The sequence below is a fragment of the Roseibacillus persicicus genome, assembly GCF_014651675.1.
Lineage (GTDB): Bacteria > Verrucomicrobiota > Verrucomicrobiia > Verrucomicrobiales > Akkermansiaceae > Roseibacillus > Roseibacillus persicicus.
Genome location: NZ_BMXI01000012.1, coordinates 155,159 through 178,449, shown reverse-complemented (window position 1 = coordinate 178,449; position 23,291 = coordinate 155,159). Strand labels below are relative to the sequence as shown.

General features: G+C 56.0%; 14 protein-coding genes and 1 pseudogene. 4 read left to right on the top strand and 11 right to left on the bottom strand.

What is annotated here, in order from left to right; all coding sequences use genetic code 11:
- Positions 1-250: 250 nt before the first annotated feature.
- Complete coding sequence (locus IE099_RS20860; RefSeq protein WP_189571210.1) at positions 251-388, top strand: hypothetical protein; 138 nt, start codon at positions 251-253, stop codon at positions 386-388.
- Between the two features lie 3 nt (positions 389-391).
- Here IE099_RS20860 and IE099_RS14555 read toward each other — a convergent pair whose 3' ends face one another.
- The 4 genes and pseudogenes from IE099_RS14555 to IE099_RS14535 all read right to left on the bottom strand — a co-directional run bounded on the left by IE099_RS14555 (position 392) and on the right by IE099_RS14535 (position 9,795).
- Entirely contained in the window at positions 392-6,316 is a 5,925-nt protein-coding gene (locus tag IE099_RS14555) for a LamG domain-containing protein (protein WP_189571207.1), read from the bottom strand.
- A 17-nt stretch (positions 6,317-6,333) separates the two neighbouring features.
- Positions 6,334-7,770 carry a hypothetical protein gene (locus IE099_RS14550; protein ID WP_189571204.1) on the bottom strand — a complete coding sequence of 479 codons (1,437 nt, stop codon included), beginning with the start codon at positions 7,768-7,770 and terminating at the stop codon, positions 6,334-6,336.
- Between the two features lie 256 nt (positions 7,771-8,026).
- Positions 8,027-9,298: pseudogene (locus IE099_RS14540) on the bottom strand (serine/threonine protein kinase).
- Between the two features lie 146 nt (positions 9,299-9,444).
- The gene (locus IE099_RS14535; protein ID WP_189571201.1) at positions 9,445-9,795 is read right to left on the bottom strand and encodes an SH3 domain-containing protein; all 351 of its coding nucleotides are present in this window, start codon (positions 9,793-9,795) and stop codon (positions 9,445-9,447) included.
- A 128-nt stretch (positions 9,796-9,923) separates the two neighbouring features.
- On the opposite strand from IE099_RS14535, the gene IE099_RS14530 reads away from it, so the two are divergent.
- A complete protein-coding gene (locus IE099_RS14530; protein WP_189571198.1) occupies positions 9,924-11,336 on the top strand; it encodes an ATP-binding protein in 1,413 nt (470 codons plus the stop codon).
- 18 nt (positions 11,337-11,354) lie between these two features.
- On the top strand, positions 11,355-12,611 hold the full coding sequence (locus tag IE099_RS14525; protein ID WP_189571195.1) for a tetratricopeptide repeat protein: 1,257 nt from the start codon (positions 11,355-11,357) through the stop codon (positions 12,609-12,611).
- A gap of 115 nt (positions 12,612-12,726) precedes the next feature.
- Here IE099_RS14525 and tsf read toward each other — a convergent pair whose 3' ends face one another.
- The 3 genes from tsf to IE099_RS14510 form a co-directional block, all read right to left on the bottom strand.
- Complete coding sequence (tsf, locus tag IE099_RS14520; protein WP_189571192.1) at positions 12,727-13,596, bottom strand: translation elongation factor Ts; 870 nt, start codon at positions 13,594-13,596, stop codon at positions 12,727-12,729.
- Positions 13,597-13,634: 38 nt separating this feature from the next.
- Positions 13,635-14,318 (bottom strand): 30S ribosomal protein S2, encoded by a 684-nt coding sequence (rpsB, locus tag IE099_RS14515; protein WP_189571190.1) that lies wholly within the window; start codon positions 14,316-14,318, stop codon positions 13,635-13,637.
- Positions 14,319-14,481: 163 nt separating this feature from the next.
- Positions 14,482-14,742 (bottom strand): TIGR03643 family protein, encoded by a 261-nt coding sequence (locus IE099_RS14510; protein WP_189571188.1) that lies wholly within the window; start codon positions 14,740-14,742, stop codon positions 14,482-14,484.
- Between the two features lie 259 nt (positions 14,743-15,001).
- Here IE099_RS14510 and IE099_RS14505 point away from each other — a divergent pair, with 259 nt between their 5' ends.
- Positions 15,002-15,535: a fasciclin domain-containing protein gene (locus tag IE099_RS14505; RefSeq protein WP_189571186.1), complete on the top strand. Its 534-nt coding sequence runs from the start codon at positions 15,002-15,004 to the stop codon at positions 15,533-15,535.
- A gap of 65 nt (positions 15,536-15,600) precedes the next feature.
- On the opposite strand, the gene IE099_RS14500 is transcribed toward IE099_RS14505, so the two are convergent.
- The 4 genes from IE099_RS14500 to IE099_RS14485 form a co-directional block, all read right to left on the bottom strand.
- Entirely contained in the window at positions 15,601-18,951 is a 3,351-nt protein-coding gene (locus tag IE099_RS14500; protein ID WP_189571184.1) for an ArnT family glycosyltransferase, read from the bottom strand.
- Positions 18,948-20,303 (bottom strand): hypothetical protein, encoded by a 1,356-nt coding sequence (locus IE099_RS14495; protein ID WP_189571182.1) that lies wholly within the window; start codon positions 20,301-20,303, stop codon positions 18,948-18,950. The genes IE099_RS14500 and IE099_RS14495 overlap by 4 nt, the downstream gene beginning before the upstream one ends.
- Positions 20,300-21,721, bottom strand: coding sequence for a permuted SH3 domain-containing protein (locus tag IE099_RS14490; RefSeq protein ID WP_189571179.1), 1,422 nt, complete (start codon positions 21,719-21,721; stop codon positions 20,300-20,302). Before IE099_RS14490 ends, IE099_RS14495 begins: the two co-directional genes overlap by 4 nt.
- 336 nt (positions 21,722-22,057) lie before the next feature.
- Entirely contained in the window at positions 22,058-23,059 is a 1,002-nt protein-coding gene (locus tag IE099_RS14485) for a glycosyltransferase family 2 protein (protein ID WP_189571175.1), read from the bottom strand.
- Positions 23,060-23,291: the final 232 nt, after the last annotated feature.

The window sequence follows — 23,291 nt, the reverse complement described above, 5'->3', positions numbered from 1 at the left end:
TATTGGTGATGGTCGCCCGGCTTACTTTGAATCGTAAGGAAAGCTGGAAGGTTTCTTTGTCGGGGGTGGGGTCGTATTGGGCGTGTTGCAGGTTGTTCTCTCCTTCTTGGTCTTCCGTCCTTTGGTTTTTCTTGGAGCGGGGCTCATTCTGGCTGCCATTCCCGGTGGGATGTTTTGGGACAATGAGGCGAAGCTGGGACGATTGGTTTTCGGAGGTCTGATGGGTCTCGTCTATTTCTGAGGCTTCGGCTTGTTCGGGATAGCTGCTACCACTGGAAAATTGGGTGAGACCGTTGGCTCGATGATCACGGTGGCTCTTTTGGCAGCCTTTGGTTCGACGTGGCTGGCGATGGTGTCGGCCTTGCGGCGCGGACGGGCCAATGGGTAATTCTTAATTTGTCCGGGGAGAGGAGAAGTGCTCGAACTTGATCCGGATGTCCTTCACGTCCGATAGATCTTCTTGCGAAAGATTAACGACGGGGATTTCCAGCTCCCAGCGGGTGGCAGCCACGCTCCGTTCCCGGAAGGCGGTGAAGCTGTTCTCGGGGGCGATGGCGGCGTCGTCACTCACGGTGCTTCCATCTTCCACTCGCTGGCGAACGGGAATTGAGATGGGGTTGAAGCGGACTTGGACGTAGCGGTTGGGGAGTAGGGCGGAGTCGCCGTTATTCCAATTCCCAATCGCCCAGTCCCGATTGATGTAGGTCACGAATTCATTCTGAAGCTCGTCCGGACTAGCGGGATTGAGAGTGCCGACGGTTCGGTCGCGGAAGTAGCTGACGTCGCCATAGCGGATTCTGGCCGTGATTCGGTTTTGGGCTGGGGTGTTGGCGAAGGTCATGAGCATCTTGAAGGAGCCAATCTTATCGAGGAATTCATTCTCGCTGAAAAAGGCACCCCCTTGGGGAGTGCGTAGAGTTGAGAAGACGACCCGGTAGTAGGGGGCACGGGGGCCGGTCTCAACAAGGACGAAATTCTCTTGAAACTCGGCATCTTCGAGTGTGCTGGATCCTTCGATGCCAAAGCTATCTTCCCGAAGAGAGAACCAGTCATTCTGAAGGGTGTCGGACGTGCTGGTGGCATCATCGAAAGAGATGAGTGCTTCGTAGTAATCTTCCAGTTCGGGATAGCTGCGAATTTGGAAGAGGGTCTTCAGGCTGCGCTGACCGTCGTTGAACGGTGCGTTCTTCTTGTATTCCAAGGCGCGGGTAGCGAAGAACAACCACTGCTGGGCGAGGGTGAAATCGAAAAGAAAGTCCTGATACTCCTGATGCACTTGGAGACGCTGGTTGGCATCGGCATAGACGCGGTCTTCGATGGTGTTTTCCGCCACTTTGATCTCGTTGAGAAGGCGCTGGATTTCGTCGAGAAGGGCTGCCAGGCGACCTGCTTCCTGACGGAGGTTCGAGGCTGCAATCTGGGAGTCGAGATCCAGCTCCTTCATGTCGAGGAGCCGGGTGGCAATGAAGGCCTTGCTATCAATGTCGAGCGAATCGTTATCAAGGGCCGTCTCATCTTTCATCTGCTGGGTAGCGAGTTCATCTTTCTGGCTTTCCAACTCCATCTTCCCGACCTCTGCTCCCGCTTGGGCTGCGACGTTGAAGAGTTTGGCTCCGAGCACCGCTAGTCCGAGAGGTCCGCCCGTGATGAGTTCTGGATCGAGGGCGTCGGTGATTCCACCCAAGGCGTCTTGGCTGATCTCAATCGCTGCGATTTGATCGTCGATCTTCGATACCTTGTCTCCGTATTCGATGATGAGTTCGTCCCGCTTGATATTGATTCCCTTTTGGTCCTCGACGCGTTTGATCTCGATGCGGATTTCCTGGTTGAGATTATTGATGCGGATGCGATTTCGGGTGATTTCGGCCTTTGCGCGCTCTATGTTCTGGAATTGTTCCCAAACGGCACTTCCGACGTTGAACCAAGGGGTGTCGAAGCCGGCTTCCTCGGGGAACTTGCCGGTGATTTCACGAAGGCGAGCACGGGAGGACGCGATGAGGGCGCTGGCTTCGGTCGTGAGCTTTTCCTGTGATTCTTCGAACTGGCCATTGGAATTGACAGCATCGTTGTAGGCGTCCTTGGCATTTTTTAGCAGGCTGCCCGGGCGGTCCGGGGCGAGCAATTCGATGTAACCATCAAAGGAGTGAAACTTGAGATTGTTGGTCGCCGTGGCGATGTCCGAATTGGGCAACAGCATCAGGAAATCATCGGTGAAACCCAGCGGGTTGGTCTCACCCCGCAGAAAGGACTGGGTGGTGCCGAGCTCCGTGAGTGCCTGGCGCCAGTTGGCGATCGAGCGTTCGAGGCCAGGCGTGTTGTCGTTGGAAAGAACGAGGTCGTCGCCAAAGATGGACAGAAGGGCGTCGCCCCAGCCCTGCAGCTTGACGAGATTCCGGTTTGTGACCTCGAGTGCGACAGCCTGATCGGCGGGCAGGGGATCTCCGGAGACAGGATCGATTCTTTCATCCAAAGCCCGGCGGATGAGGGTCTCAACGAGAAGATTACTACTACGACCGTAGTCGTCGAGAAGCTCGAAGAGCAGGGCCAGGTCCCGGTAGCGGGTTGATTCCCAGGAAACGAGGCCGGAGAGGCCTGCGCTGGTCGCTGCAGGCACGGCTTCGTAGCTGTCATTGTCGTCGTAAAAGTAGGTCTGATAAGGGATGCTGGGGACGAGCTCCCGAAAGGCGTTGAAGACGACGGGCTGCTTGAGGCAATCGATGTAACCCATGATTCCTTTCTCGTAGAATTCGAGGGCTTCGGTCAGCTCCGCAATCTCACTCGTCAGGTTGGTGGTGGGATTGGTGAGCGGGGCGGAGAGACAGGTTTGGTATTTGGAATCACCCTTGATGCCATAGATTGCGGCTAGGTGGTTGAGGCTGTCGAGAAGGAGGCGCTGGGTGAAGACGGAATCAGGGTCGTTCGCGGCCCGAAGCTTGAGGGGAGGGAGAGCGGCTTCGAAGGAGGCTATTTTGCTATCGGTCGCAATCTCAGAATCGAAGAGATCGTAACGCGGCTTCACCAGAGACCCTTCCTTGCGATAGAGCTGATACTGGTAGGATGTGATCGCATTGTTGTTTACGATCCCGGTGATGGGGTTGATGAAGGTGAGGAGGTCGAGAGCGACTGCGGTCTCATTGAGAATCTCGGCAGAAGGGAATCCAACGCCGTAGAAAGGGCCGTTGTTGACACCTGCGATGGGGGCGTCGAAGGGGTTATCTCCGGTATTGTCTGAGGTGTTCCCCGACAGGATGCTATCTCGGAAGGATTCGATGCGACCCTCCTCCCAAGCAAAGATCGCTCCGCCGAAACCTGCGGCCTGCGAGGTGATGGTAGTTGACCCATCCGGGTTGGTTCGAATCCGGGAACCGCCGGTTCCGCCGAGAGCGCTGTTATTCTGAAAAGCGCAGGCCTCGATGCGTAGATTCCCGCGATAGAAGAAGATTGCACCTCCCAAGGCGGCGGATCCTCCGCCGACTTTCGGGTTCTCAAATCCGGCCGCACCATCACAAGCCCCGAAACCACCCGCACCACCAAGATTTCCGGTGATGGTGCCATTGTCGTTGAAGCGCCCACCGGCGGCACCGCCGACTCCGAAAGCACCATCGCCTCCGCTTTTTCGCTGATAGAGCGGGGGATAGGTGAACACGGAATCACTATCATCGTCCCCTCGACCGGGGGTTTGTCCGAAGAAGAGTCTTCCGGTAAAGCTGAGGTCGACCGACTGGGCTCGGGCATTGTAGCTCTTGTTCACCTCAAAGGTGGGAAAACTCCCATTTTGTCCCCCGGTGTCGCAATTCTGGAACACACAGTTGCGGAGGAAGACATCTCCGGAGTGGACTTGAAGGGCGCGAGCCCGTCCATTGCTGGTATCACAATCATCAAAAAAGACGTTTTGAATCTGAACGGAGGCCCCATTGTCGACTAGAAAGCCAGAAGAATTGGTGAAAACGAGACGCCCCGCAGGGATGTCGGCAGGACCGGAGACGAGCGTATTTCGCAAGAAGGGAAAGAAGCTCGCATTGACAATGCGGAAGGTGTTGCTGGTGGATGCCGTGGCGGTGTCGGGTAGCTTCAGGCCGGTCAGGTCAAGGTGACAGACGGTGCCGTCGTTGGCCTCGGCGTTAATGGCCAGGATTGCTTCCTCGATGGCGTTTTCAGCGGAAAAGGAAAAGTTCTCTTCGAAGGGGACCCGCCAGACGTTGCCCGACCGTTGCGTTGACGATACGTTTTTGTCGTAGCGCACTTCAAAGGTTTGTCCGGTGGTCGGTTGGAGAGACAGGGCTTCGCGGGAATACGCAATGGCATAGTAGCCTGTTTTTAGGATTTCGCTCGGCCCCGTTGCCAAATTCCCAAAGTCCACCAGGGAGTCGGTGCGGTCAACGGTGGCGACAATTTGATAGCTGCTACTGCGGTCAGGACGATAGAGAAGATGGTGAACTTGATGTGGAGGGATAGTGAATCCGTCAGATGAACTCCCATGGACATTGTAGTCGAAAGAAAGGCTCACTTCGCCACCGGTAAACTCACTGCGAATGTCGAAAAACCACTCCCGGGGGACGGCATAGGCGACAGTGGAGGGCAGGAAGCGGCCCTTCACTGCACTCTGATTGTGGGCAGCGAGGAAGGAATTGCGAGGGACCCCGCTGCTACCTCCGCTTGTTTGTAAAAAGTCGACATCTGTCAGCGTCAACCCCCCACCAGTTGAAGAAGGGTGGGAGTCGGTTCCGTTGTTGAGAATCCCGATAAGGTCGTAGTCGTAGTCACCCTGGTCTGCGGCATCGCCAGCAAAGAGGTCGGGCACCGGGCGGTTGTTCCCGAACTTGGCCGCGAGGTAATTATTCAGAAGTTCTGATTCCACGTCTTTGAGCCGGCGATTGTAGAGAATCACCTCGCCGATTTCATGGGCGGGATTGCTACCGCTAGAGAAGCTATCGTTACCGATGGAAAAGGTGTCGAAACCGGAACTGCTGGTGGCAGCTATCGACGCGATGAGTCGGCCGTTTTCCCGGATTTCATTGGGTGAGGAGCCACTTCCCGACCGCATGCTCCAGATGCGGAACTGGTCTTTGGCATCGCGTCCCGAGCTCAGATAAGGGCCGCGTGCGGTATCGGGTGCCGTTGGGGAACCCGTGCTGGTCCCGCTTCCCCAGTGAAAGGTGACTTGACCGCTCGGGTCAGGGATCTGGGCGAAGAAATTCCCGTTGGAGCTTCTAAAGAGAACGCTTTGCAAGTCCCCGCTCGAGTCCGTATACTCGGGCGCATCGTAGCGAGTGACGGCGAAAATCGACATTTGTCCAGCGATATTGAGGGACTCGGCCTGCATGGTATCCCGGCCGCTTGACCGGAAGATGACGGCCGAGCGGTTGTTCAGCGGAGCCTCCTTCGCAGTCTCGATGATATCCACCAACTCGGCATCTTCGATGGCAGGAAAGGCTGTCGTTGCGTTGCGATAGACATAGAGGTCGGCGATGGCACCTTGAAAGGCGTCACTCGCATTCGGGACTTTAGCCACATAGTATCGGGTGTTGGACGGCGGTGTATTGGTATTGCCGATAAAGAGAGTGCTCGTATTGGCCGAGGTTCCAAAAACCTCTCCACCATTCACACGGACCTTGACGGATTTATTGGTTCCAAGTCTCACGATGAGATGGATGTGACTCCATTCGTTGGCCTTGAGCTTGAGATTGGTAAAGCGATAAGCGGCAGCAGCCCAATCGTTGACCAAGAGCTCACCGTCATCAAGAGCGAGGGCGAAGCCTCCGCTGGCAGAGGGTTCCGCAGTCAGGATGGGCTGTCGCCCGACCAGGGAAGAGGGCTTGACCCAGACGCTGACTTCGTAGTTACCGGTGAGGGCCTCCAAGGCTGCGTTTGCCGGCAGGGTGATACCGCTGGTGCCATCGAACTCGACTCCGGAACTCCCGTAAAATTTCACCCCGGGCTGAGGGTTTCCAAAATAGGTGCCACTGCGCGTGGAGTCGAAGCGGTCATTGGCGAGACCATTGGCGGAAGACTCGTTCAACTTCAGAGCCAGCACGCAATTGCTATTGGTCAGTGCGCGCGAATCGCGAGGCACGGTATTATCGAGAGTAACCTCCGTTGGGATTCCCTGGTTTTGAGGGGGAAAGAGCGTGCTGTTGTTGGCATGGTTGCGGATGCGGCGGGAAGTCCCGGTGACGAGGTCATATCCAAAGCGGCTGTCCATCCAGAGTTGTAAGTCGGAGCCACCTGTACCGACCCCACCGGGACCATCGCCAGCTCGAGCTACGGGCGAAGAGAAGGCGAGGAGAGCGAGGAGAAAAGAACGAGCGATTTTCACAGGAAAAGAAAGGTTGGTTAGTTGGAAGCAGGAAGAAGGGAGGCTTTGCCGTCTTGTGGCGGCAGGGGACGTTTGATGATCGCGAAGCGGCCTTCGATTGTAGTGGTGAGATGTTCTCCGGTAGTTGGAGGAGGAAGGGTTTCTGTCGAGATAGTGAGACGGTAGGGGTTCTCCGCATTTTCGAAACCATAGATCTCGACCTTGTGTGTTCCTCCGGTGGACTGAAAGGTGTATTCTTCAAAGTTTATAGTGCCTTGAGACGTGTTCAAGAGGGTGTCGCTCCCATTGTATGTTTTCATATCGAGATCGCCATCGCTGTGGAAAAACTCGATGCGGACCGTGACATCGAGTCCGCTTGGCGCATCGAAACTGAAGAAGTCGGGATCTCCTGCGATGGAAAGTCCGTTCTGGTTGAGCACCCCGGGAAGCGAACCCAGGGGAACGGCCGCACCCAAGGAGTCATTGTTCTGGCCGTCGCGGTCATACGCATCGGCTGGAGGGCCGACCACCGGATTCACCCGCCCGACTAGGTGGGTGATTGTTGCATCACCGAGATTGGCCCCTTCGTAGAGAAGGCCTCCGCTCTCCGGGCGCACGACTCCGTCGAGAGTCAAACTGTAATAAGAAGGGAAACCGAATGGGCTCTCGTCGCCGAGGCGGGTATTGCTGACCAGAGTGACCTCAATGTCATTTTCGTCAAAGGTGCTGGTGATGAACAAGCCGCCTTTGCCCGCCGGAAAAAAGTTGCTGTCGTCTGTATTGACAAGGCTCAGTAACTTGATGCTGCCGGATCTGAGTTCTTCGATACAAAAACTGAGTTCGGCTCCGTCCTCGTCGGTGAAGACTCCATCCCAAATGGCATCGTTGTCCTTGATTTCATAGGACTGGGTGACGCTTTCTCCTACAGCAGGGTCCAGACTGAGGGTAACAAAGCGACTTCCCTCAATGGCTCCATCCTCCGCTACTTGAAAGGGAATGACCGCAGTTGAAGCATTGCTCAGGTTCAGAGAGCCTTCCGTCGTCGTGCCGTCGCTTGCCAGAATACTGTAAGGGAGGTTGCCGGAGAAAGGGCTGGAGAAGGAGATGGGGAATCCTCCGTTGGTTCCTTCCAAAAACTCCGTGCCTTCGAAAGAAACCAAAATTTGGTCGCCCAATAAGATGCGATAGAAGCGGCGACCTGTATTTGGCTCCGCTGGACGCGGAACAGTGACGCGATAGGAAGGACCTCCCAGTTCCACAAAAGTAGCGTTGGATTCGATATCCCATTCTTCCGTCAGAAGGGAGTCGCTGCTCTCCAAGGTGAAACTGCTAGCCGAGGTGTTGGCCGGAGCTGCGAAGGTGATGGAAACTTCCGTCGGGGAGACCGCGGGAATTTCTGGTAGGATGGACTGACCGAATACGGCTCCAGAGGAAAAGAAACCAGCCAACAAAAGCCGGAAGAGAGTAGATTTCATGTGATTGAATTCGAAGTAGATGGGTAGGCGGAGTCGAACGATAGCATTTTTCGTGCAATGGTGAGGGTGCTTTGCTGGCTGGTAGAGTCAATGTTAAAAAGATATCATGCAGAGATGAGCTCTTTTCTTTGGTTTAGATGATTTGCAGGTTATACAAAGCAACTCCAACGATCGGCAATTTCACCGCGATAGAACCTCATTCAAAGAGCGTCCGGAGGGACGCTCTTTGAATGAGGTAAAATGGTTTCTTATCCGCTTAGCTTCCCACCGCGAAGCGGCTGAAGCGGTTGATGGTGAGGGTGTCGCCAAGCTCCTTGCCTTTGGCTTCAACGAGAGCGGAGATTCTGAGGTCGGGGTCTTTGACGAAGGCTTGGTTTACAAGGCACTGCTCGCTGTAGAACTTACCGAATTTTCCTTAGATGATCTTGTCGATGATGTTGTCGGGCTTGCCGCTGTTTTCCATTTGCTTGCGGAAGACTTCCTTCTCGGCTTCCACCAGTTCAGCGGGGATGTCGGAGCGGTTGAGTCCAGCAGGGGCAGCCGCTGCTTTGTGCCGCTTGTAAAATTGCGAGGCCAGATAAAGTCCCTCCGGTGGACGAGCGAGGATAGGCTGGTGCGTGAGATAGCGATCGAGGTCGGCTACCAGATCGGAGGGGGACTGGTAGCGACGTTGCCGGTCGACTTCGAGGCACTTGAGGGTGATGCAGTCGAGGTCGCCGCGGAGCTCAGACTTTGTCTCTCTGGTTGATTGCTGCGAGGGCTTCTTGGTGACTGTGCTTCTCTCTCTGGCGTGCGCGGTCTCGGCATCAAAGGGGAGGGTGTCTGTTAGAAGTTCGTAGAGAATCACTCCGAGGCTATAGACGTCACTTCGGGTATCGACATCGCGCGCGTCGGCGAGTTGTTCGGGGCTCATATAGGCAGGGGTGCCCATGAAACGGTCGGCTCGCGTTCTGAAGGTTTGGTCCGGAGAGCCATCGCTGGTAATCACCTTGGCGATACCGAAATCGATCACCTTTACCCGAGGGGGATCCTCGGATGAGACCAAGATGTTGGAGGGCTTGATGTCGCGATGGATGATCCCTTTCTGATGCGCGTGTTGAATTGCCAGACAGGCTTCGCGAAAGAGTTGGATCCGTCTTTCCAAGGGCAGACTGCGCTCCTGGCAATAGCGGGTGAGGGACTCCCTGGCATGGACGAGCTCCATCACGAAGTAGGGCCGCCCCGCTTCGCTGGCCCCCGCGTCGAACACTCGGGCAATGTTGGGGTGGTCCATGAGGGCCAAGGTCTGTCTTTCTTGCTCAAAGCGAGCCAGAACCTCCCCGGTATCCATTCCGATCTTCAGGATTTTCAGAGCCACTTCGCGCTGAACCGGAACGGATTGGTGGGCGCGCCAGACTGTTCCAAAGGTTCCTTCTCCGATCTTTTCCTCTAGGGTGAACGGTCCCAGGGTATCGATTTTTTGGACAGGATCTCTCTGGGTTGACTCTGTGGCAGAGTCAAATTCATCGAGAATGTCTTTGAGTTTCACTGATGCGACTTTGAGCTATCGGGGAAGCGGCAAAAAGCGAAATTCATGTGATTTGGAGAACAGACCAAGTTGGGACTCTGGCGCAGGTTTCATATCGAGCCGGAGTCGAGCCTCTCCTTGGGGATGAGTTGTTTGTCGAGGACACTCTATTCGGCCAACGCGTGGCGAAACAGGTAGTTGGGCAGCCAGCCCTTTTTTCCTTCGTCATCGTGGCACCAGTGCCATCCTCCGAGCTCGAACTCGCTTTCGATGACTTCGCCTTTGCTCACCTTCAGGATTGTGCCGTCGAATTCGTTGGTGACGGTGGCCTGGGGTGAGTTCTCGAGATCCAAATAGTTCTTTGGAACATAGCCGCTGAGTCCGTTGTCGGTTTGACACCAGATCCACTCGGGCCAAGTCGTGTCTTCCTCACCGACTGTTACCTTTTGGCCAAGCTGCAGGTTCAAGGGATTCCGGTCGAGCTCCTCGTAGTCGGCGTTGGCGGTCAGCTTTTTCATGAAGATGGTTTACGAAGATTGAGGGGAATTTGAGAAGGGGGGAAGAGCGGACTGTGTTTTGATTGGTTTTGGCCTTTGGTCCGGACAATTTCGATTGCCTTTATCTCTGCGATGAGCAGTTTTCGGGTATGGATTTAGCAGCGTTGAAAATGGCCTTGGCCGCTTCTCCGGAGAACGTGCCTTTGTTGGTTATGGTCGCCAAGGCGTGTGAGGACGAGTTTGAGCTGGAGGATGCCAAGGAGTTCTGGGAACGGGTGTTGAGCTTGGAGCCTCACAATGCGGAGGCGCAGATGGGAATGGCGCGGTTGCTGGACTTTGATGGAAAAACCTCCGAGGCGATTCTGCGGGTTGAGGTCTTGTGTGCGCAGAATCCCGCGATTGGAGAGGCTTGGATTTTGCGGGCGCGTCTTGCGCTGAAGGAAGGTGATGCGGGGGATGCGCGGGAATTTTATGAGCGGGCGATGGGTTTGGACGCTGGCCTGCGTGACGAAGATTTGCTGGAGCGTATCGTTCGGGCCGGGGGAAGCAAAGCCTCGGGCAACGAGCGCAAGAAGCGCTTGGTGATGACTGGCGACGGTCAGTATGTCGAAAAGTTTGAAGAAGATGACCCGGAGGAGGATGACGGTGAGACCGAGGGCATGGATGCGGTGATGGCTCGGGAGCTCGGTTTGGAGTTTTCCAAGAAGGGGGAAGTGAAGTTTGAGGACGTGGGAGGAATGGAAGCCGTGAAGGAGAATATCCGGATGAAAATCATCTATCCCATCGAGAAGCCTGAGCTCTTCAAAGCCTATGGAAAGAAGGCGGGCGGAGGGGTGCTGATGTATGGCCCTCCGGGATGTGGAAAAACTCTTTTGGCGAAAGCCACCGCCGGAGAAATTGAGTCGAACTTTCTCTCCGTCGGGCTCCATCAGGTGCTAGATATGTATATCGGGCAGAGCGAGCAGAAGCTGCATCAGATCTTCGAACTCGCGCGCAAGTATGCTCCCACGGTTTTGTTTTTTGACGAGGTCGATGCCCTGGCAGCCGATCGTCGCGACATGAGGCAATCCGCAGGCCGGGGTTTGATCAATCAATTGCTGGCGGAGATGGATGGCGCCAATGGAGAGAATGAAGGGGTTCTGATACTCGGGGCGACGAATGCTCCCTGGCATCTGGACTCGGCCTTTCTGCGTCCAGGACGTTTTGATCGTCTCCTCTTTGTTCCTCCGCCTGACCTCGAAGCACGGAAGGAAGTGGTCCGGATTCATGCCCGTGAAAAGCCGGTCGTCAATTTGGAGGAAGACGTCTTGGCCAAGAAAACGGACGGCTTCAGTGGCGCGGACCTGCGGGCGGTTTTCGACCAAGCGGTGGAGTCGACGATGGAGGAGGCCATGAAGAAGGGAAAGGTGATTCCCGTCACCGGCAAGATGCTCGCCAAGACTGCCAAGCAAGTGAAGCCCAGCACCCGCAAGTGGTTCGAGAGCGCGAAGAACTATGCGCTGTATGCAAATCAAAGCGGCTTCTATGATGAAGTGCTCGAGTTTATGGGAATCAAGAAGTAGAGACCCCATTACGTTACTATGAGTTTGGAAAGAGCGGTTCAACTCCGCGACATGCACCGGCCGGAAGAGGCTGAGGCGATGCTCTTGCAGCATCTGGCCGGTTCTCCCGAAGATGTCACGGGACACGTCGAATTGGCGCTGACCCGCTACCAGATGGAGGGGCGGGGGAAGGATGCGCTGGAGTCGATCCAGAGAGCGATCGGGCTGGAGCCGGATATTGCCGACTTCTTCGCGATTCAATCGTTGATCTATAACAAGCTGGGAAAGGACGGTGACTCGCTCGCTGCGGCCGAAAGAGCAATCGCGCTAGATGCGGAGATGGCCTTTGGTTGGGCCGCGAAGGGGGCAGCCTTGGGCTCGATGAAGAAATGGAGTCAGGCCGAGGAGGCTTGCCGAGAGGCGCTGAGGTTGGACGCTGACTACGAGTTCGCGTTGAATCAATTGGCCATCTTTCTGCGCATGCAGGGAAAGGTGGATGGCTCCAGTGCCGAGGTGGCCGCAAGGTTGGAGCGTGATGCCGAGGATCCGCTGGCGCACGCCAATGCGGGTTGGGCTTCTTTTCAGTCTGGAGATCTGAAGCAAGCCGAAGTCCACTTTCAAGAGGCTCTCCGACTGGACCCATCAATGGAATATGCGCGGATGGGATTGCGCGAGACTTTCAAGGCGCGTTCCGTGCTCTATCGCGGCTATTTGAAGTGGATCTTTTTTCTTCAAAAATACTCTGACAAGCAGCAGCTGCTGATCGTTCTGGGTATCTTCCTAGCCTATCGACTTGGCCGGGGGCTTCTCGCCAGTATCGATACCCGATTAGCGATTGCGTTGATGGTTCTCTATCTCTTCTTCGCTTTCGGGACCTATCTTGCCAGCGGGATTGGTGGCTTCCTCCTGCTGAGGGATAAGGCTGCCCGCTTGACGTTGAACCGGAAGGAAAAGCAGGAGGGGCTGTTTGTCGGCGGTGGATTCTTTCTCGGGCTGGCCCTCATCGGATTGTCGTTTTTTGTCTTCAGGCCTCTTGTTTTTCCCGGAGCAGCCCTAGTTTTGGCCTGTATTCCTGGAGGGATGTTTTGGGACAATGATTCCAAGGCTGGCCGATGGGTCTTTGGAGGCTTGATGACTCTTGTCTACGGCTGTGGGCTGGGTCTTTTCCTGAGCATTTTGCTGACCGGCAGCATTGGCGATACGGGTCGTAGTTTCATATCGACCGCGCTTCTGGCCTCTTTTGGTTCGACTTGGTTGGCAATGATTCCTGGCTTGCGTGGGCAGAAGGGAGAGTAGTGTTGAAGGGCTGGAGCGCGCCGAATGAGCTGGTTGTTTTCGGTTCCTTTCCAAACAAAAAAGCCCGCCAATTCAGGCGGGCTTTTGAAAGATATCAGGCGTAAGGATTGAACCCTTAGTTGCCTACCGCGAAGCGGCTGAAGCGGTTGATGGTGAGGGTGTCACCAAGCTCCTTGCCTTTCGCTTCCACGAGGGCGGAGATGCTGAGGTCGGGGTCCTTGACGAACGCTTGGTCAACGAGGCACTGCTCGCTGTAGAATTTGCCAAGCTTACCTTCGATGATTTTGTCGATGATGTTCTCGGGCTTGCCGCTGTTTTCCATTTGCTTGCGGAAGACTTCCTTCTCCGCTTCCACCAAATCGGCGGGAATGTCGGAGCGGTTGAGACCAGCAGGGGCAGCCGCTGCGATGTGCAGGGTGACGTCCTTGACGAGGTCCTTGAAAGCTTCCTGAGAAGGAGTCTCTTCCTTCTCGCAGCTGACTTCGAGGAGAACACCAACTTTGCCGCCCATGTGGATGTAGGAAGCGATGGCGCCGGCGCCTTCGACGTCGAAGCGCTCGAAGCGGGAGAACTGGAGGTTCTCACCGAGCTCAATGACCTTGGCTTTGACCGCCTCGGCCACAGTCATTTCGCCCATGGACACGTTCTGGGCTTCCTCAAGGTTCTTGGCATCGGAGCTCGCAAGCGATTCTGCGATGGAATTGAGGAATGCCATGAAGTTGTCGTTCTTGGCCACGAAATCGGTCTCGCAGTTCAGCTCGAGGAGGATGCCGGACTTGCCGTCAGCGGAGAGCTGGGCAGAGACGAGACCTTCCTTGGCGGCGCGTTCCGCTTTCTTGGCAGCCTTCAGTCCGCTCCGCTCGCGGAGAATCTTGATGGCCGCGTCCATGTCGCCGTCGGTTTCAGTAAGAGCCTTCTTGCACTCCATCATTGCCACGTTGGTGCGCTCACGGAGTTCTTTGACTTGGGATGCAGTGATAGCCATGTCTTTGAGTATTTTTTTAAGTAAGTTCTAGGAGGGGACTACTTCTTGCCTGCGGCGAGGAAGGAGTCGACGAGGTTTTGGAGAACGAGGCGGATCGAGCGCATCGAGTCATCGTTGGCAGGGATCGGGTAGTCCACGACGGAAGGGTCTCCGTTGGTGTCGACGATGCCGATGATGGGCACCTTGAGGCGGCGTGCTTCAGCCACGGCGATGGACTCGCGGGCGGTGTCGACGATGACGACGGCATCAGGCTTCTTCTCCATGCCGCGGATACCGTGCAGGTTGCGCTGGAGCTTTTCCTTCTCACGGTTCAAGGCTGCCAATTCCTTCTTGGACATGTTCTTGAACTCGGGCTGCTTCTCGATGTTTTCGAGGTAGCGAAGACGCTCAACCGACTGACGAATGGTAGTCAGGTTGGTCATCATACCACCGAGCCAGCGGTGATTGACGTAGAATTGTTCAGTGGCTTCAGCTGCCTCTTGGACTGCCTTTTGCGCCTGGTGCTTACATCCGACGAAGAGAACTTTCTTTCCCTTGGAAGAGAGGTCGGCGAGGAACTCAGAAGCTTTGTCGAGCTGACGAACGGTCTCCTCGAGGTTGATGATGAAGATTCCGCCTTTGTCTTTCATGAGGAAAGGCTTCATCTTTGGATTCCATTTGCGGGTCTGGTGTCCGTAGTGAACTCCAGCCTCTACCATCTCTTTTAATAGGTCGTTTACCATGTTTTCGGGTCCCGTGTTAAAGCACAGCGGGCGCTTGCGGATGAACTGCCGCCTTTGCCCTCCGGAATCTCATCCAATGTTGATAAAGCGGCACTAGCCGAAGGGGCGGCGGATTTAGGCGGGAACGAGCCGTTTGTCAATGAAGGGATTGGGAAAAGACGGGCTAGTCTGTCACGAATTCGTCGCTTGAATCCCGGGCCCGGCGAGAAACTCCGACACCCCGCGCTTTCATCAACCTGCGGTGTTTGGTCACTCTTCCCGAAACGCGCTTCCGCCAGAGACGAAAGCTTCTGGCGCGGAGATTGTTACGCATCACTTTGATGACCTCTGCTTCCGTATAGCCAGTAGCGCGCTCGATCTCCTCGAACGTGGTTCGGTCTTCCCAAGCCATTCGAATGATCCGGTCGCGCTCAGAGTCGTTCATGATGCAGAGTTCGGTCGCTCCCGACTTTGTCCAATGATTCTTGAGCCAAACTCGTGGGGCTTGATTGGTTGAAGTCTCAGAAATCAGTTGAAATCGAACTCTCCCGTCGAAACTTACGCCACGAAATCGTCGGGAAAATACTAGAAAAACGGTAATTACAGTTCTTTCGAAAAAAAATGAACTTTTTCCGAGACAGGATTCAATTGTGGTGTTTGTTGCAAACGTCTTCCCCAACGGAGGATTGAACCAACAAACAACTATGAAAATGAAACTAATCCCTACCTTGACCGTCTCAATTGGACTCGCCTTCACCGGAACCGCGCTTGCCGAACATCACAAGGAAGCGAAGGAAGAAAAGCCGGCCGCCGAGGCCAAGGCCCAGCCCAAGACAGTGGTGGAAGCCGCCGCTGGAAATGAAGATTTCTCTACCCTCGTGGCAGCTGTGAAGGCCGCAGGCCTGGTAGACACCCTCTCTAGCGAAGGCCCATTCACGGTATTCGCTCCAACCAATGCCGCTTTTGAAAAGTTGCCCGAGGGAACTGTTGAGACCCTTCTGAAGCCGGAGAACAAGGACAAGCTGGTGTCCATCCTGACCTACCACGTGGTGGCGGGCAAGGTCATGGCAGCTGACGTGAAGACCATGAAGGTGAAAACCGTGCAGGGAACTGAAGCTGACGTGAAGGTGGAAGACGGTAAGGTCACCATCGACAAGGCCAACGTGGTCGCGACAGACATCGTGACCGGCAATGGCGTGATTCACGTCATCGACACCGTAATTCTCCCTGCAGAGTAAGCTCCTCTCATTTCGGAAAACCTAGAACGCCCATCCTGCCACCGGCTGGATGGGCATTTTTGAACTCAGTCGACCCACGCGTTCGATTCCGAGCGGAAGGGGTGGTAGCGCCCGACCGCAGGGTCCCAGAGGTAGAGGTGCCAGAGGTGTGAGCGGTAGACCAGTTGGCAGTTCTTACGAATGAAAAGTTCCTCTCGGGCGCCGGGATATTCCCAACGTAGATTTTTCCCTCGCGAACGGAATTTTTCCCGATTGAGCAGAATCCAAACTCGATTGCCGCTGGAGAAGACGTTCTGGAGCTTGGCGAGGTTGTTGACGACTTCGGCGTCCGCGTTTCGATCTCGCAGAACTCCATTGGCCGAGCGATAGGTGAAGTCGTGTAGAAGTGGTACCACAAGATCGTAGTCGGCCTTTCCGACTTCCATCTTTGCGGCATGGGGGTGGGGTTCGGTGATCATCACCTTGTCCCCCGGGGTCTTTTGCGCTGCCACATGGCGCAGTGGCGAGATGGGATCGCCGAGGAGCTTTTCGGAGTAGGAAGGAGGAGTGCGCCAAGGGCTCCAAGAGATCGTGGTGGCGGTGGCCAGTAGCAACGTGAAGGTGCTGGCAAAGCGAAGCCGCTGTTCCTTCTCGCCAAATTTTTCGGCCAGCTTGATGGCGGTGACATGCATGCCGTGGGCCGCAAGAAGAATCCAGAGTGCGATGAGAGTATACTGATATCGAAAAGAGACTGAGGTAATCAGAAGGTTGCAAGCGGTGATACCTCCAAAGGTGAAGAAGTGGAGAGAGAGGGCTTCTCGTGAACGGTTCTTCAAGGCGGAAAAGAGGGAGACCAGCACGAAAGCGGAGAGGATGAGGTGGAGGCGGGAGTAGCCTATCGCCATGGCGAGAAAGTTACCCGGCTCCCAGAAGACCGGCGAGATTGTCGCCTCCACGTTGGGAGAGACTCCGACGGACCGGGTCATGCATTTGAGCTGAAAGAGCAGGATGTCGACGAAAATGAGAGCCCCCGCCAGGATACAGGCAATTGCGAGCCGGAAGTCGGAGGCAAAGCTGGTGCGGCGCGCAAAGAGGATGAAGACAATACCGATGACCGGACCCATTGTAATCGAGATTTCCTGGCTCAGAATCGCTGCGGTAAAGGCTGCCAAAGACCCAATGCGCCAATTGCCCTTTGGATCCTCCATGACAAATCCCCGGATGAAGGTCCAAATCCCAAAGATGAGAAAGAGCTGCTGCTGTTGATAGAACCGCGCGATGTGGGAGGAAAAAATGAGGAAAGGGTGAAGGGCGTAGAGAAACAGTGCCAGTGCCGCAAGCGTCCGGCTGTGGAAAATCATGATCGCGATTTTCCAAATGATCCAACCCGTGGCGACTCCGGCCAGAACCGACAGTCCCCGGAGGGCCCAGAGGTGGGGGCCGAAGATCCAGGCCGCGGCCCCGGCGAGGTAGTGATAGAGCGGGCTGCGTGAATACCAAATGCCTTCGCCAATCTCGGGGACGCCTTTTTCCGCAATGGCAACACTGGCCTGAATGGAGGCGAATTCATCGTCGTCGATGGGTTGAAAGTCGACCTTCCAAATTCTCAGGAAAAACACGAGAAGCAACAGGGCGGGAAGCACCAGTTGCGAGAGGGGAGGCGGACTGGGAAGGCGCTTTCTACTAGAGATGTAGTAGGTGATTGCCGCGGCCAAGAGTGCACAGCCCAGCGCGACGAGAGGCCAGTGGGGACGCATGAAAAAGAGAATTTCCGAGCGTTCCAAGAAGCTTGATTTGATACCGTAGAATGATGCGGCCGTTAGCGTAGCCGCTACCAGGGGAGGGAAGAGAAACGAGGGGACCTTTTTCCTTTTCCACAACAAGGAGCCGAAAAACACCAGGACTGCCAACGCGGGAGCCACCAGGCGGCGCTTTGATGGTCGTCCCGAGTCGCCCAGATACTTCAGCCGGGGGGCCGTGGAGAGATCCGGTTGGATCGAGGCAACCACGGGGAAGCCTTCTGTCGCATTGAGGTCGGTCTTCAACCAGTCGGAGGCGTTGGTGAATTCCTGCCACTTTCCATCATCGGCCCAACCGTCGATGGCGATGCGGGCGGCTTGATTTTTGCGGTAGTTTCCCGAGCCGCGCGAGGCCAGGCGAATGCGAAGTTCGTTCGACCCCTTCTTCAGTAATCGTCCGATGCCAAAGGCCGAGAATTCTTCCACCGAGCGTTCTTGGGAAAGGGCGAGAGGAAGACGTTTGATGGGCTCTTCCAAATATCCCTTGGGATCCGTGATGCGGCCTTTCTCTTCCTTTTCGCCATATTGGTCAAAGAGTAGTTCGCCCTGACGATTCGCGCTCGGGCGCTCTCCGGTGCGATTCATCTCATTGCGGAATCGCTGGAAGTTGTTGTCAGTGGGGTCGCCATGCTTGGGATCGAGAAAGCGTTCACCTCCCCAGGCGTCGACGGTGTCTTCGCTGTCCAGAAGCGTCGGCATCACCGCCAGGGGACGGCGTCCCTCCCAGCTGACCAACCAATCCCCGCTGGCCAAGCCGAGAGCTGCCTTGGAGTTGGGTTGAATGGGGCGCCCGTTCAACCAGGCGCGATAGGGGACGTTGGAAAGGATTCGGAGAAAGGCTTCAGTCTCTCCGGACTGGCGATCGAATTGGAAGACCAAATCCTTTTTCCCCAAGTCTTCGGTGGGGACCGAAAACAGCTTGCTGGCAAATTCTTCACGAAAGGCTCCATCCGGAATCACACGCAGGGGAGCCAGATTGGGGGCATCGGTTTGTTCGGCCCGGTGCCAGTCGCGGGGTTTCACCTCGGGGCGGGTCCATTCAAACTGGGTGACTCCTTTCGGGACGGGCTCGGCAAGCCAGGATTCGTCCGACCGCAAGGGGATGACGGAGCCGTCCACGAGTGTGATTTCGCCAAAGACGAGGACCCGGGCCCCGGGTTTGCGGGCTTCCACATCGAGCGCGAGGGTGTTGTTCCCTCCGCGAAGTGAAGGGCGAAGGTCGAACCAAACGGGAAGGGAATGATTGGCGTGAAGGGTCCATTGATACTCCCGGGGAAAGTTCAGGGCCATGGCCGAGTCTCCATTGTAGGCTCGTTGACCGGCCTCGCTCAGTCCGTTCTGAAATGGTCTGGTGGGCCGCCAGAGTGAAAAGCCCCCGACGGTGTTGCCATTGCTAATCAGCTCGAAGCCTCCTTCGCAGGCGATTGCGACCCAAGCGGATTTGATTTCATGGGAAATGGCAAAGTCCTTGCGGTAGCAGCCGGCCAGCTGGCTTTTATCCCGGGTCGTGATCCAACTGGCGTCGGGTGGCAGCTCGATGCGATAGGCCACTGTGCCGGATGGGCGCCATACCTCGGCCAAGAGAAGGCCGAAGAGGGCGGTCGCAATCGCGAGTAACAATCGGCGTGGCAGGGTCATGGCTTGCGGGATTTCTCGCGGGCTTCGGCAGCGGCAAGGGTGTGGCCGGCTTCAAGTTCGCCTTGCGCCACCATCAACCAACCGGCGGAGATGACGGCTTTCTTTTCCCGGCGTTGAAAGTTTCCGTAGAGCGAGGCAATGGTCTCGCGACAGTAACGGTTTTCCTCCAGATGATTGCCTTGCAGCGCGAGGAGTTGGAGGTGAAAGAGGGCTTGAATGGCGGTCGGCTCGCGCACACAGACCTGTCGAATGCGCCGCCGGGCCTCCGCGCTATTCCCGGCGTTGAAATCATCGATAGCCACTCGCAGGAGAGAGCGGGTCAACTCGCGATCGAGGGCGGGATTGTGGGGGCCGTCCGCAATCAGATTTTCCAACAGTTCGGCGGCGCGGTGTTGGTAGCCGTCTCTTTCGAGGTTGAGCAGATTCTGATAGCGCGCTTCGGGGACATGGCTTTCTCCCTGAGCGAGCAGGAAGGATCCTTTCTGGGCGAGAACTCCGCTATCGAAGCTCAAGGCAGGCATGGCCTTGCAGGCAGAGTTCAGGTGGTCGAGCCCCGCCTCCGCATCGTCGTTGAGGGCTGCCACGCGGGCTTTTTTCAGTGAATAGGATGCGGTGGTAATCGGGATGCAGGCCAAACCGAACCAGACTAGAAAGGCCACGCCGAAGGTCGTTGCGCAGAGCCTGAACTCGTTGGCCCGGGAGCCATGTTCCTCGTCTTTGCGCCGCCAGCCAAGCCAGCCACAGAGAAGGAAGAGCAAGCCAAGTTGGCCAAAGACCCAGCCCTTGGAGACGAATTGGCAAAAGACCGGATTGTAGCCCAACCACCAGATGAGATCGGGCACCTCTGCGATCCCGAGAGACCAGGGAGCGACGAGGGGAGGTCGGAAGGCGGCGAGTCGCATGGGGGGATCCTCCATGTCGACGGCTGGAGCCTGGCCCTGGTAGCGGGTGCCATGGGCGAGGAAAACGTCGCCGCCCAACCACGTGATGGTGTCATGCTGTTGCTGGAGCCAGGAGAGGTGACCACTGGTCTCGTCATCGAAAACGATGACTGCCTGGGGATAGGCGATGAGGAGCACGGGCATCAAGCAGACGACCCTCATGGAAAGAAAGGGACGGCCAAAGAGGCGCAGGCCCAACGCGGTTGCGAGGCCCAGGGTGAAGAGAGTTTTCCAGAGAGAGGTGGCGGGGGCATCCACTGTTTCCTCCGGCCCGAGGGGGACTTTCATCCAAGGCAAGGCGATGGCACCCAAAAGAAGAAGGATGCCTAAGGCGAGAGCCCCCAAGGCGGCAATCTTGGTGAGGGACCACTGCCATTTGGGCCATAGTTGGAGCAGTCGTTCGAGATTCATTCCCAGCCGTCTTCCGAGACAATCTCGATCTCGTCTTCAGTTTTCAACCCCCAGTGACCTTCGGAGATCACACGGTCTCCGGACTCCAAACCGCTGAGAATCTCCGCTGCGACATCATCAATCAAACCCACTCCGACCTCGCGCGGCACTCGCTGACCTTCCTCGTCGATCAACTGGACAATGGCCCGGCCCGCGGAGATGGAGAGGAGTGCTTGCCGGGGAACCGCAAGCGACTCCCGCGACGATTCGATGCGGGCGAACCCGGTCATGCCTGGTGCCAGCGCGATGTCGTCCTGCAGCTCATCAAAGGAAAGTTGTGCCGCGAAGGTTGCCGCCCACTCCGGTGCTCCGGTGCCCCGGGGACGCAGGGGGCGATTGATTTCCGGGCCTCCTTCGTTGAAGGAAATAACGGGAACAATCCGACTGACCGAAACGGGCAGCTCTCGTCCGGGGTAACTTTCAAGAAAGGCCTTTCCAGTCAACTTCTGCTTCACCCAAGCGAAATCCGACTGGTCGAAGTAGCCTTCGAACCAGAGGCCGGAGGCGATCACGAAGCCAGGTTTGCCGGCGTCCTGATTGTATTCTCCGGGCCGCATGAGAACGCGCTCGATGATGCCGTCGACGGGCGCGATGGTGACGTAATCATTCATCTCAGCCTCACGGTGCTTGACCGCTTCCTCAGCGTCTTTCACCGCGTTCTCGGCGATGGATTGGCTTTGTTTGACGCCTTTTTCCGACATTTTTAGAAAGAGGAGAGAGAGTTCCCGCTCTTGGATGGCGTCGGTGAACTCACGCTCGGCTTCTAGCAGAGTAGTCCGCGCAATGAGTCCCTTCTTTGCCGCGTTTCGGTAATGTTCTACTTTCTCGGTGGCTTGCTCAGCCCGTTGTCTGGTCGCCTCTACATTGATCTTTTCCCGATCGGGACGCTCTTGGGCCAGAACATAGGCGGAGCCGACGCGGACCCGTTCCAATTCGGCTTGGGAGGTTTTGAGGGCGAGCCTCGCGCTCTCCAATTTGATTTGAGCCTTGGTGTTGTCGAGCTCCAGCAGTGGGGTCCCTGCGGTAACGAAATCTCCCTCTTTGACGTGGACGGCAGTGACTTTTGCCATCGGGACGATGGGCACTAAAAAGGGTTCGGCGGTGCAGACTCCCTCCGCCAACATGGCGCGGGTAAAGGTGCGGGTGCGAACTTCCGCCGTTACCACGGGGAATGGTTTGCCGAGCTTGCGCATCAGGGAGGCATAGCCCAATCCGGAGTCATACATCTTCGCGCCCGGGTTTTGATAGGCGGGTTTCAGAACAAAGACTGCCAGCAGAATGGTGGCGAAGCCGAGGCAGACGAGGGCGATCAAAACTCCTCGGCTCGCCCGGAGCAAGCCTCCAAGAGAACTGAACAGAAATGAAATGACTTTGCGCATGCGACTGATTACTTAACTAATCTTGATAGTTGTGTCGAGAGCGGTCAGTGGCTTGCAAAAGAGCGCACGAGCCGACCCGGCAGTTTGGAAATGCGTGGCCTTTCTCTGGAGAGTAAGAGGGGAGGCTCGAAAGCAGTCCGCCGGAATCTCCACTTTGTCGAACCTCCCCCGTTCAAAAAGGGGTTCTTCAAAGATAGGAGATCCCGGCGGATCCTGTAGCAATCGGATGCTTGTCCAGAGCATCAATTATGAACCAATTTATTCCAATGAAAGGGGGAGAGGAGGTGGGGGCCCCCAATTTGTTTCGGGTGGGGAAAGGCCGATGGGGACCAAAAGTTAGGCGGCGAGGCTGATGTTGTTGCGGTGGTGGCGGCTGGAATTGGGGCTCAATTCCTTTCGATCGGACACGGGGAGGTCGTGCTGAATTTTCATCGACTCATAAACGCGGTGCTCGAGCTGGAGACCCATCCCAATTGACAGAACGGCCAGCATTACACCCATCATCCCTGTCATTCCGAGGAAACTGCCGACAGCGAGCCCGAGGAGTGAAGCCCCCAGTCCTGAGGCAAGGAGCAGTGTGGCGAATAGAACGGAGACCAGGGCAATGCGTCCGAAGAAGTGCATCGGGCGGTTGCGATAAGTCTTCAAGAAACTGACCGTGGTCATATCGAAGATGCCGCAGAGGATTCGCTTGACCCCATATTTGCTTTCGCCGAATTGGCGGGGATGGTGCTGAACGACCAGTTCGGCAGTCTCGAACCCCTCGAAGGAGGCGAGGGAGGGAACCATGCGGTGCATTTCTCCATACATGGGAAGGGCTTGGGTCACTTCGCGGCGGTAGGCTTTGAACCCGCAGTTGTGGTCGTGGAGTTTGACTCCTACCAATTTGCTAAGGACGGCATTGAAGACCCGGCTGGGGAGCACCTTGTGCCAAGGGTCGTAGCGCTTCTTCTTATAGCCTGTTACGATGCCGTAGCCTTCGCGGATTTTTTCGATGAAGCGGGGGATTTCATTCGGGTCATCCTGCAGGTCGGCATCCATGGTGAACACCACGTCGCCAGTAGCTTCTTCATAGCCCAAAGCGAGCGCGTCAGCCTTGCCCATATTGCGGCGGAAGCGGAAGGCGCGCACCGTGCCGGGATTGAGGGATGCCAAGCGAGACATCTCGGTCCAAGTGCGGTCGGTGCTGCCGTCGTCGATGAAAAGAACTTCGAAATCGAGGCGAAGTTCTTCCATTTGGCTGGAGATGCCGTTGAAGAGAGTCTCGAGGGTTTGTTCCTCGTTCATGGCTGGGATGACGAAGGAAACGGAATTGATTGTCTGGATAGGCAGCTTCATAAAACAGAAAGATGTGGTTCATCTCACTATTACCATTCGGCGTGCCAGTCAGGGTTGGTTGTTTTATAAAGTGTTTAAAATAAGCTTGTTGAGAGTTTTGCTGTTTTGTGCCAGTTTTTCAGGAGGGAATGGAATCCGGTAGAAATTACAGGGTCCGGTAAACTTTTCAGAAACTATTACAGCCTTGTTATTTAAGCTATCCTAAGGAATAGTTGGTTCTCGATGAAGGGCT

Bases quoted from the DNA above. Each gene is read 5' to 3' on its own strand.
- IE099_RS14550 (WP_189571204.1), bottom strand. From the start codon at position 7,770: ATGAAATCTACTCTCTTCCGGCTTTTGTTGGCTGGTTTCTTTTCCTCT.
- IE099_RS14535 (WP_189571201.1), bottom strand. From the start codon at position 9,795: ATGAAAAAGCTGACCGCCAACGCCGACTACGAGGAGCTCGACCGGAAT.
- IE099_RS14530 (WP_189571198.1), top strand. From the start codon at position 9,924: ATGGATTTAGCAGCGTTGAAAATGGCCTTGGCCGCTTCTCCGGAGAAC.
- IE099_RS14525 (WP_189571195.1), top strand. From the start codon at position 11,355: ATGAGTTTGGAAAGAGCGGTTCAACTCCGCGACATGCACCGGCCGGAA.
- tsf (WP_189571192.1), bottom strand. From the start codon at position 13,596: ATGGCTATCACTGCATCCCAAGTCAAAGAACTCCGTGAGCGCACCAAC.
- rpsB (WP_189571190.1), bottom strand. From the start codon at position 14,318: ATGGTAAACGACCTATTAAAAGAGATGGTAGAGGCTGGAGTTCACTAC.
- IE099_RS14510 (WP_189571188.1), bottom strand. From the start codon at position 14,742: ATGAACGACTCTGAGCGCGACCGGATCATTCGAATGGCTTGGGAAGAC.
- IE099_RS14505 (WP_189571186.1), top strand. From the start codon at position 15,002: ATGAAAATGAAACTAATCCCTACCTTGACCGTCTCAATTGGACTCGCC.
- IE099_RS14500 (WP_189571184.1), bottom strand. From the start codon at position 18,951: ATGACCCTGCCACGCCGATTGTTACTCGCGATTGCGACCGCCCTCTTC.
- IE099_RS14495 (WP_189571182.1), bottom strand. From the start codon at position 20,303: ATGAATCTCGAACGACTGCTCCAACTATGGCCCAAATGGCAGTGGTCC.
- IE099_RS14490 (WP_189571179.1), bottom strand. From the start codon at position 21,721: ATGCGCAAAGTCATTTCATTTCTGTTCAGTTCTCTTGGAGGCTTGCTC.
- IE099_RS14485 (WP_189571175.1), bottom strand. From the start codon at position 23,059: ATGAAGCTGCCTATCCAGACAATCAATTCCGTTTCCTTCGTCATCCCA.